General features: G+C 77.7%; 8 protein-coding genes and 1 pseudogene. 7 read left to right on the top strand and 2 right to left on the bottom strand.

Translation table 11 applies throughout. The features are described from left to right. Together AC5FZL_RS05810 and AC5FZL_RS05805 are read left to right on the top strand one after the other, a co-directional pair. A partial coding sequence (locus AC5FZL_RS05810) for a TOBE domain-containing protein (RefSeq protein WP_493617624.1) occupies positions 1 to 140 on the top strand: 140 nt, incomplete at its 5' end. Positions 141 to 193: 53 nt separating this feature from the next. Beyond that, complete coding sequence (locus AC5FZL_RS05805; protein WP_493617622.1) at positions 194 to 1,327, top strand: DNA glycosylase AlkZ-like family protein; 1,134 nt, start codon at positions 194 to 196, stop codon at positions 1,325 to 1,327. Here AC5FZL_RS05805 and AC5FZL_RS05800 read toward each other — a convergent pair. After that, entirely contained in the window at positions 1,317 to 1,718 is a 402-nt protein-coding gene (locus AC5FZL_RS05800; RefSeq protein ID WP_493617621.1) for a hypothetical protein, read from the bottom strand. The genes AC5FZL_RS05805 and AC5FZL_RS05800 overlap by 11 nt on opposite strands. A gap of 88 nt (positions 1,719 to 1,806) precedes the next feature. After that, positions 1,807 to 3,231 (bottom strand): MFS transporter, encoded by a 1,425-nt coding sequence (locus AC5FZL_RS05795; protein ID WP_493617620.1) that lies wholly within the window; start codon positions 3,229 to 3,231, stop codon positions 1,807 to 1,809. 162 nt (positions 3,232 to 3,393) lie between these two features. Between AC5FZL_RS05795 and AC5FZL_RS05790 the strand changes: the two genes are divergently transcribed. The 5 genes and pseudogenes from AC5FZL_RS05790 (at position 3,394) to AC5FZL_RS05770 (ending at position 9,398) form a co-directional block, all read left to right on the top strand. Then, positions 3,394 to 4,281 (top strand): Fpg/Nei family DNA glycosylase, encoded by an 888-nt coding sequence (locus AC5FZL_RS05790; protein WP_493617619.1) that lies wholly within the window; start codon positions 3,394 to 3,396, stop codon positions 4,279 to 4,281. Positions 4,282 to 4,297: 16 nt separating this feature from the next. Next, a pseudogene (locus AC5FZL_RS05785) lies at positions 4,298 to 5,650 on the top strand (hemolysin family protein); the annotation flags it as partial. A gap of 129 nt (positions 5,651 to 5,779) precedes the next feature. Beyond that, complete coding sequence (locus AC5FZL_RS05780) at positions 5,780 to 7,807, top strand: putative bifunctional diguanylate cyclase/phosphodiesterase (protein ID WP_493617618.1); 2,028 nt, start codon at positions 5,780 to 5,782, stop codon at positions 7,805 to 7,807. Between the two features lie 23 nt (positions 7,808 to 7,830). Continuing rightward, on the top strand, positions 7,831 to 8,160 hold the full coding sequence (locus AC5FZL_RS05775; protein ID WP_493617617.1) for a rhodanese-like domain-containing protein: 330 nt from the start codon (positions 7,831 to 7,833) through the stop codon (positions 8,158 to 8,160). A gap of 77 nt (positions 8,161 to 8,237) precedes the next feature. Continuing rightward, positions 8,238 to 9,398, top strand: coding sequence for a L,D-transpeptidase (locus AC5FZL_RS05770; protein WP_493617616.1), 1,161 nt, complete (start codon positions 8,238 to 8,240; stop codon positions 9,396 to 9,398). Positions 9,399 to 9,400 lie beyond the last annotated feature (2 nt).

Below are 9,400 nucleotides of genomic sequence, written 5' to 3'. Positions count from 1 at the left end.
ACGCCGCCGACGGCAGCGCGGGGCTCTTCGCCGACGTCACGGCCGCCGCCGCGGCCGACCTCGCGCTCGAACCCGGGCTCGACGTGCACTTCGCGGTCAAGGCCACCGAGGTGACCGTGCACGCGGCAGCCGGCTCCTGACCGGCGACGGCGAGCCCTGGAGCGCCGCCCGCCCGGGCCCCTACGGTGCTCGGATGAGCACCGCAGGGGCGAGCACCCCGGGGACGAGCACCGCGCGGACGCTCTCCCGCGCGCAGGCGCTGGCGCACCGCCTGCGCGCCCAGCAGCTGGACGGGCGGCCGCGGCCGCTGTCCGAGGTGGCCGTGCTCGACCTCGGCGTCCAGGACACCGGCCCGGACGGCGGCGCGTGGGCGCTGCTCCAGCGCGGCGCAGCGCCGGAGGAGGTGGCCGGCGACGAGCTGGCGCTGGCCTGGACGCTGCGCACGGCCCCGCACCTGCACCGCCGGGCCGACCTGGCCGCCGTGGCGGCGGAGCTCGAGCCGCGCAGCGAGGCCGACGCCGCCGCGCGCCTCGGCAGCGCAGCCGGGCCGCTGCGGGCGGCCGGCGTGAGCGCGCTCGACGGCCTGGAGGTCGTGACCGCCGCCGTCCGAGCCGTGGTGACCGCCCCGATGGTCAAGGGCGAGGCGTCCGGCCGCGTCTCGGCCCGGCTGGAGGGCCCGCACCTGCGCGACTGCCCGTCGTGCCGCACCACCCACGTGCACGAGCTGTCGTTCCGCCTCGGCGCCCTGCGCGCCGGCCTGGAGCTGGAGCGGGGCACCTCCCCGCCGGTGCTGCGCCCCAGCGCGGAGCTCGCCACCGCTGGTTCCACGGGAACCCACGACCTCGTGCGGGCCGCGCTGCACCTCCTGGGCCCCGCCACCCCGCAGCAGGTGGCCGCGCACCTGGGCGCCGTGACGGCCGACGTCCGCGCCCGGTGGCCCCGCGACGCCGTCGAGGTCGTCGTCGACGGCCGGTCGCTGCAGCTGCTGGCGCCGGACGCCGAGGCGGCGGCGTCCGGCGAGCCCGCGCCGCGCGGCACCTGGCTGCTCGACCCCTACGACCCGTACCTGCAGGCCCGCGAGCTGCTCGTGCCCGACCCGGCGCGGGCGAAGCAGCTGTGGCCCGCGCTGTCGCGACCCGGCGCCGTCGTCGTCGACGGCGAGGTGCTCGGCACGTGGCGCGCCCGCCGGGCCGGTGCGCGGCTCGCCGTCACCGTGCAGCTGTGGGGCGCGGTCCCGGACGCCGCGCGGGCGGCGGTGCAGGACCAGGCCGAGCGGCTCGCCGGCTCCCGCGGGGTGCCGCTGGCGCGCGTGGACGTCAGCGGCTGACCGCGCGCGGCGCCGCCCGGCGAGCGATCACGAGCAGGGCCAGCGCCTGGCCGGCCAGGAGGAGGACCACGCCGAGGACCCACTCCGCGCCGGTGTCGCCGGCCACGCTGGCGACGAGGACCGCGCAGCCCACCGCGCCGAGCACGGCGGGCACGACGCCGGCCCGCCCGGCCAGCAGCTCCCGCCCGGCCCACAGCACGGCGAGCACCGGCACCCACGCGACGAGCAGGACGGCGATCCCCGCGGCGTCCAGCAGCGAGGGGCCGTGCGTGCGGCTGAGGCCGACCAGCCGCGGGCCGCTGTCCGGCAGGGCCACCACCGCGGCGCCGAGGGACGACCCGGCCAGCCAGGTCGTGCTCGCGCGGCGCACCCGCAGCGCGCTCGGCGTCATGCGTCCTCCTCGACGGTCGTGGGCCAGGCGCAGGGCCGTGAGCCCCGGACCCGCACCCCGCCCATGATCGCGGTCGGAGCCCCCGGCGTCAGCCCCTCGCGGCCCCCGGGCCCGGCCGGAGCGGCGACCGGCGCAGGCCCACCGCCGCGGTGCCCGCCCCCACCACGAGGAGCCCGGCGCAGACGAGCATCGCCGTCCGGTACCCGGGGGTCAGGGCGGCCGGGTCGGTGTACGCGCGACCGCTGATCCCGGCGAGGGCCGGCAGCGCGGCCACCGCGAGCAGCCCCGCGGTGCGCGCCACCGCGTTGTTGACGCCCGAGGCCGCACCGGCCAGCGCGGGCGGCGCGGCACCGAGCACGGTCGAGGTCAGCGGGGCGACGAAGCCGCTGATGCCGAGCCCCATGAGCACGACGCCGGGCAGGACGGCGCTCGCGTACCGGTCGCCGGGGGAGAGGCCGGCGAGCAGGGCGAAGCCGGCCGCGGCCACGAGCGCTCCCGCGGTGAGCATGGTGCGGGCGCCCACGCGCTCGCCCGCCGTCCCCGCGCGCCCGGCGAGCACGCCCAGCAGCAGCGACGACGGCAGCGTCGCCGCCCCCGCGGCCAGGGCGCTCCAGCCGAGGGAGACCTGCAGCTGGAGGGTCACCAGCAGCCCCGACCCGGCCAGCGCCGCGTAGACCACGAGCGTGTAGGCGTTCGCCGCGGTGAAGGTGCGGTCGGCGAACAGGGCCGGCGGCACCAGGGCCTCGCGGGCGATCCGCTCCCTCGCGGCGAACCCCGCCCCCGCGAGCGCCGCCAGGACGACGGCGACGAGCACGCCGGTCGAGGCCCCCTGGTCCGGAGCGGCGGTCAGCGCCCAGGTCAGGGCGCCGAGCGCGAGCACGCACAGGACGGCGCCGGCGGTGTCCAGCGGGGCCTCGGCGGCGCGTCCGCGCGTCTCGGGCACGTGGCGCTGGGCGAGCAGCACGGTCACGGCGGCCAGCGGGAGGTTCAGGGCGAAGACCCAGCGCCAGTCCAGGGCCACGAGGGCCCCGCCGACCACGGGCGCCGCCACCGTCGCCAGCGTCGTCGCCCCCGACCACACGCCGATCGCGCGGGCGCGGTCGCCCTCGCGCAGCGACGTCTGGAGGATCGCCAGGGACATCGGCGTCAGCAGCGCCCCGCCGACGCCCTGCAGCGCCCGCGCCGCCACCAGGGCGCCGGCCGTGGGCGCCAGGGCGCAGGCGGCCGAGGCGACCGCGAACCAGACGACCCCGGTGGTGAAGACCCGGCGCCGCCCGTACCGGTCGCCCAGGGACCCGCCGAGCAGGATCAGGGCGGCCAGGGTCAGCGTGTAGGCGTTGACCGTCCACTGGAGCGCGGCCAGGTCGGCGTCCAGGTCGCGGCCCAGGGCCGGCAGCGCCACGGTCACGACGCTGGCGTCGAGGAAGGCGACCGACGACCCGGCGACGGTCGCCGCGACCACCGCGCGCCCCTGGGGCGAGGCCAGGGCGATGCCGGGCCCGCGGTCGTCCACGCGCTGATCATGGAGCAGTCGGGGGTGGGAGCGCCTCCGCACCCCGGTCTCCTCCACGATCGGCGGGGAGGAGGTGGTCGCAGGTCGGCGCCGGGCGGCCGATCGGGGGAGGGCGGCGCGCGCGGGCCGCGCGGGCGCGGCGCCGGTGCCACGCTGGGCGACGTGCCCGAGCTGCCCGAGGTCGAGGCCCTCGCCTCCTTCCTGCGCGACCGCCTGGTCGGCGCGGTCGTCACCGGCGTCGACGTGGCCGCGATCAGCGTGCTGAAGACCTACGACCCCTCTCCCCAGTCGCTCGCCGGCTCGCCGGTCACCGCGGTGCACCGGCACGGCAAGTGGCTCGACCTCGACGTCGACGGTCTGCACCTGGTCTTCCACCTCGCCCGCGCGGGCTGGCTGCGCTGGTACGACGCCGTGCCCGAGCGCCCGGCTCGGCCCGGGAAGGGCCCGCTGGCCCTGCGGGTGCGCTTCACCGAGCCCTCACCGGACGGCGGGCCGGACGCCACCCCGGGCTTCGACCTCACCGAGGCCGGCACCCGCAAGGGCCTGGCGGTCCACGTGGTGCGCGACCCCGCGCAGGTGCCCGCGATCGCCTCGCTCGGGCCGGACCCGCTCGACCCCGCCTTCGACGTCGCTGCGCTGCAGGCGCTGCTCGCCGGCTCGCGCCAGCAGGTCAAGGGGCTGCTGCGCGACCAGTCGGTGCTGGCCGGGGTGGGCAACGCCTACAGCGACGAGGTGCTGCACGCCGCGCGCCTCTCGCCGTTCGCCCCCGCCGGGCGCCTGGACGCCGAGGAGGTGCAGCGGCTGTGGACCGCCCTGCGCGACGTCCTCACCCGCGCGGTGACCACGGCGGCGGGACGCCCGGCCGCCGACCTCAAGGACGCCAAGCGCGCCGGGATGGCCGTGCACGGGCGCACCGGCGAGGCCTGCCCGGTGTGCGGGGACGTCGTGCGGGAGGTCTCCTTCGCCGACCGCTCCCTGCAGTACTGCGCCACCTGCCAGACCGGCGGCACCCCGCTGGCGGACCGGCGGACGTCCAAGTTCCTGCGCTGAGCCGCCGCCTGGGAGGATGGAGGCCGTGAGCGCCTGGGTCGAGATCGTCCTCGTCGTCGTGTTCGTCCTCGTCGGCGGCTTCTTCTCCATGTCGGAGATGGCGGTGGTCTCGCTGCGCGACAGCCAGGTGCGCAACCTGGCCGGCCGCGGCAGCCGCGGCGCGGCGGTGGAGCGGCTCCGCGGTGACGAGAACCGCTTCCTGTCCTCGGTGCAGATCGGCGTCACCCTCGCCGGCTTCTTCGCCTCCAGCTTCGGCGGCGCGACCCTCGCGGTGCGGGTGCAGCCCGTGCTGGAGGGCTGGGGGGTGCCGGCCGGCGTCGCCGTCACCCTCGGCCTCGTGATCGTCACGGTCCTCGTGTCCTACACCTCCCTCGTCCTCGGCGAGCTCGTGCCCAAGCGCCTGGCCCTGCAGCGCTCCGAGGGCGTCTCGCTGCTCGTCGCGCCGGTGCTGGACCGCGTCGCGACGATCACGCGCCCCGTGGTGTGGGTGCTCGGCCGCTCCACCAACCTCGTGGTGCGCCTCATCGGGCTGGACCCGAACGCCGACCGCGAGGAGGTCAGCGAGGAGGAGCTGCGCGACATGGTCAGCAGCCACGGGCAGCTCGGGGCCGAGGAGCGCCGGATGATCGACGACGTCTTCGACGCCGCGGACCGCCGGCTCAGCGAGGTGATGGTGCCGCGCACCGAGGTCGACTTCCTGCCCGCCGCGCTCGGCGTGGAGGAGGCCGCGACGGCCGTGGAGGACCAGCCGCACTCCCGCTACCCGGTCACCGGGGAGTCCGCGGACGACGTCCTCGGCTTCGTGCACGTGCGCGACCTGCTCAGCGCCGCCCGCCACGGCACCGGCGGCACGGTGGGTGACCACAGCCGCCCGGTGGCGATGCTGCCCGGCAGCAAGACGCTGCTGCCCGCGCTGACCGAGATGCGCCGCAGCGGGCGGCACCTCGCGGTCGTCGTCGACGAGTACGGCGGCACCGACGGGATCGTCACCCTGGAGGACCTCGTCGAGGAGCTCGTCGGGGAGATCGAGGACGAGTACGACGAGGACGGCGCCGCCCACGCGGCCGACGCCCACGACGGGGTCGTCGAGGTCGACGGGCTGCTGCACCGCGACGAGGTGGCCGACTCCACCGGCCTGGAGCTGCCCGAGGGCCCCTACGAGACCCTCGCCGGCTACGTCATGACCGAGCTCGGGCGGGTCCCGGCCGTCGGGGACGAGGTCGAGGGCCTGGGGCGGCGCTTCACCGTCCTGGAGGTCGACGGTCGCCGGGCCGCGCGGATCCGCGTCGAGGAGCTCCCGCCGGTGGACGCCGAGCCCGGCGGCGGGGGAGCGGTCGACCCGGGGCCGGACGAGCGCTCCGAGGACGAGGGCGAGGTGGCGCAGGTGCGGGTCCAGCGCTCGGAGGGCGCGGGCGTCAGCGGCGGCCCGACCGGCTGAGGACCCCCCGGGCGGGGGGCACCGCTCAACCCCGGCGTCCCGCGCGCCGATGCCCGCGGGGTGACAGCTGCGCCCGCCCCCGCCCCGCGCCCGGGACCGCCGACCGCGCTCGGCGTCCTGCTGCCGCGCGGGCACGCGCTGGCCCCCGAGGTGTGGGAGGTCCGCCACCGCTGGGTGACGACCGTGCTCGCCGTGCACCTGCCGGTGCTGCTGGCCTGGTCGCTGCTGCGCGGGGGCGGCGCGGTGAGCGACCTGCTGCTGCTGGTGCCCCTGGCGCTCTGGCTGCTCGCCACCAGCCGCACGTGGTCGCGCGGGCGCGTGCGCCCCTCGCGCGCGCTGGCGGCGTGCGCCTCCTCGGTCGGCCTCATGTCGTGCTCGGCCTTCCTCGTCAGCGTCTCCGGCGGCTACATCGAGGCGCACTTCCACTTCTTCGTCATGGTCCCCGTGGTCGCGCTCTACGAGGCGTGGCCCCCGTTCCTCGTGGCCGTCGCCGCGGTGGTCGCCGAGCACGGCGTGGTCGGCACGGCGTGGCCCCACGCGGTGTTCGGCCACTCCGCCGGCCACCACGACGCCCCCTGGAGCTTCGCGGGGGTGCACGCCGGGTTCTTCGCCGCCGCCTGCGTCGGCTCGCTGGTCACCTGGCGGCTGGCCGAGAGCGGGCGGCTGCACCAGGAGTCCCTCATCGCCGAGCTCCACCACCGCGCCTCGCACGACCTGCTCACCGGGCTGCCCAACCGCGCGGCCCTGGCCGACGCCCTGGACGAGGCCCTGGTCCGCGCCCCGCACGGCCGCGTGGCCGTGGCGGTCCTCGACCTCGACCGCTTCAAGGAGGTCAACGACACCCTCGGGCACAGCTGGGGGGACGACCTGCTGCGCCGGGTGGGCCCCCGCCTGGCCGCCGCGGTCGGCCCCGAGGACCTGCTGGTCCGCCTGGGCGGTGACGAGTTCGCCGCGGTGCTGCCCGGCGCCGACGAGGCGCGCGCCCGGGCCGTGGGCCGCGCGCTGCGCGAGGCGGTCGAGGGCGCGGTCGACGTGGGCGGCGTGCGCGTCGACGTCGACGCGAGCATCGGCATCGCCCTGCACCGCGGGAGGCCCGCCGGCGCGTCCGGCGCCGGGCCGGCGACCGCTGAGGACCGGGCGCTGGTGGCCGAGCGGCTGGTGCGCCAGGCCGACGTGGCGATGTACTCCGCGAAGGACGCCGGCTCCGGCGTGGAGGTGTACGACGGCGAGCAGGACGGGCACAGCACCCAGCGCCTCAGCACGCTCGCCGACCTGCGCCGGGCCCTGGACCGCGACGACGAGATCGTCCTGCACTTCCAGCCCAAGGTCGCCCTGTCCGACGGTGCGGTCCACGGGGTGGAGGGCCTCGTGCGGTGGAACCACCCCGTGCGCGGGCTCCTGCAGCCCGGGGACTTCGTGCCGCTGGTCGACGCCACCGCCCTCGCCGAGCCGTTCACGCTCAAGGTCGTCGACCTGGCGCTGCACCAGATCGACCGCTGGGTGGCGGCCGGGCGCCGCGTGCAGGTCGCCGTCAACGTCTCCCCGCGGTGCCTGGTGCGGCCGGGCTTCGTGCCGGCGCTCGCCGGCGCCCTCGACCGGCGGCGCACGGACCCGGCCCTCCTGCGCCTCGAGATCACCGAGAACTCCCTGCTCACCGACCCCGCCAGGGCGGCCGACCTGCTGGGGCAGGTCCGCGCCCTCGGCGTGACCGTCTCCATCGACGACTTCGGGACCGGCTTCTCCTCCCTGTCCTACCTGCGGACCCTGCCCATCGACGAGCTGAAGATCGACCGCTCGTTCATCGCGGGCCTCGCGTCCCCCGACGTCGCCGCGCGCACGGCCGACGAGGTCCTGGTCCGCTCGATGGTCGAGCTGGGCCACGGGCTGGGCCTCAGCGTCGTGGCCGAGGGCATCGAGGACGACGCCGTGCGGGCGGCCGTCCTCGCCCTGGGCTGCGACGTCGCCCAGGGCTACTGGTTCGCCCGCCCCGCCCCGGCCAGCGCCCTCGACCTCGGGCCCGCGCCGAGCGCCCCGGCGCCGCGCCGCTCGCTCGCCTGGGAGGATGTGAGCCCCAGCCCCGCCTCCTGAGCGGGTCGACGAGGAGGTCCACCGTGAGCGAGCCCGTCCCGTCCCTGCCGGTGACCGAGGTGCCCGCGGACGCCGTCCTGCTCGACGTGCGCGAGGACGACGAGTGGGCCGCGGGCCACGCGCCCGGGGCCCTGCACGTGCCGCTGGGCGACCTGCCGGCCCGCCTGGGGGAGCTGCCCGCGGACGACGAGGTGCACGTGCTGTGCCGCGCCGGTGGCCGAGCCACCCGGGCCGCCGCCTGGCTCGTCGCCAACGGCGTGGACGCGGTGGTCGTGGAGGGCGGCATGGGGGCCTGGCTCGACGCCGGCCGGCCGCTCGAGGCCGAGGGCGGGGAGCCTCCGCGGGTGCTGTGATCCTCTAGCCTGTGGTCGGCCCCGCACCGGGGCCGCAGCGGCGTCGCGACCGGGTCGCGCAGGTCGAGGGAGGCGCCATGGGCGCGAGGGGCTCGTCGCGCAGGTCCTTCCTGCTGCTCGGCGCCGCAGGGCTGGGGGGCGCCGCCCTGGCCGCCTGCAGCCCCGACGAGCGCCGGCCCGCCGCCGCGCCGTCGGCGGCCCCCGCGCAGGTCTCGCTCACCCTCGCCAGCGGCGACCCGGGCACGGGCACCAGCCCGCGCCCCCGGTTCCTCGTGCAGGTCACCGGCGGCGAGGTCGAGCGCGTCGAGGTCGCCGTGCCCGACGGCACCGTCGTGCCGCTGACCGCCGACGGCGACGCCTGGACGCCGGGCGCCCCGCTGCCGCTCGGCGCCGACTGCACGGCCACGGCGACCGCCCGGGGCGCCGACGGCGCCCGCGCCACCGGCCGGCTGGCCTTCTCGGTGGTGGGGGAGGACCAGGTCTCGCGGGCGAAGCTCATGCCGCTGGACGGCGAGACCGTCGGGGTCGGCATGCCGGTCGTGGTGATGCTCACCGCCGAGGTGCCGGAGGACCAGCGCCAGGCGCTGACCGACGCGATCGTGCTCGAGGGCACCGACGGCGTCGAGGGCGCGTGGCGCTGGATCGCCGCCGACCGCGTGCACTGGCGCCCGCGCGAGCACTGGCCGAGCGGGACGCAGGTGCGCGTGCAGGTGCCGCTGACCCGGTTCGAGCTGGGCGAGGGGCGCTGGGGCGCGGAGGACCGCGACATCACCTTCACCGTCGGCGACGCCCACGTCTCCGTCGCCGACGCCGACACGCACCAGATGACCACGTGGGTCAACGGCGAGGTCGCCCGGACGATGCCGATCTCCGCCGGTCGCGAGGACGCCGACCCGGCCTTCGTGACCCGCTCCGGCGTCCACCTCGTGACGGAGAAGTACGCCGACTACCTCATGGACGGCGCCACCGTCGGCCTGGACTACGAGACCCAGGTCAAGTGGGCGACCCGGATCGCCAACTCGGGCGAGTTCGTGCACGGGGCCCCCTGGTCGGTGCCCAGCCAGGGGCGCGCGAACGTCAGCCACGGCTGCATCAACGCCTCCGAGCCCGACGCGAAGTGGTTCCACGACCTGTCCCTGCGCGGTGACGTCGTGGAGGTGGTCGGCACCGACCGCCCGCTGGAGCTCACCAACGGGCTCGGCGACTGGACGCTCTCCTGGGAGGAGTGGACCGCCTGAGC

Source organism: Quadrisphaera sp. DVD1 (assembly GCF_058932755.1).
This window is presented reverse-complemented; position numbering and strand designations above follow the sequence as displayed.

Coding starts and splice junctions, on each gene's coding strand:
- AC5FZL_RS05805 (WP_493617622.1), top strand. CDS start 194: ATGAGCACCGCAGGGGCGAGCACCCCGGGGACGAGCACCGCGCGGACG.
- AC5FZL_RS05800 (WP_493617621.1), bottom strand. CDS start 1,718: ATGACGCCGAGCGCGCTGCGGGTGCGCCGCGCGAGCACGACCTGGCTG.
- AC5FZL_RS05770 (WP_493617616.1), top strand. CDS start 8,238: ATGGGCGCGAGGGGCTCGTCGCGCAGGTCCTTCCTGCTGCTCGGCGCC.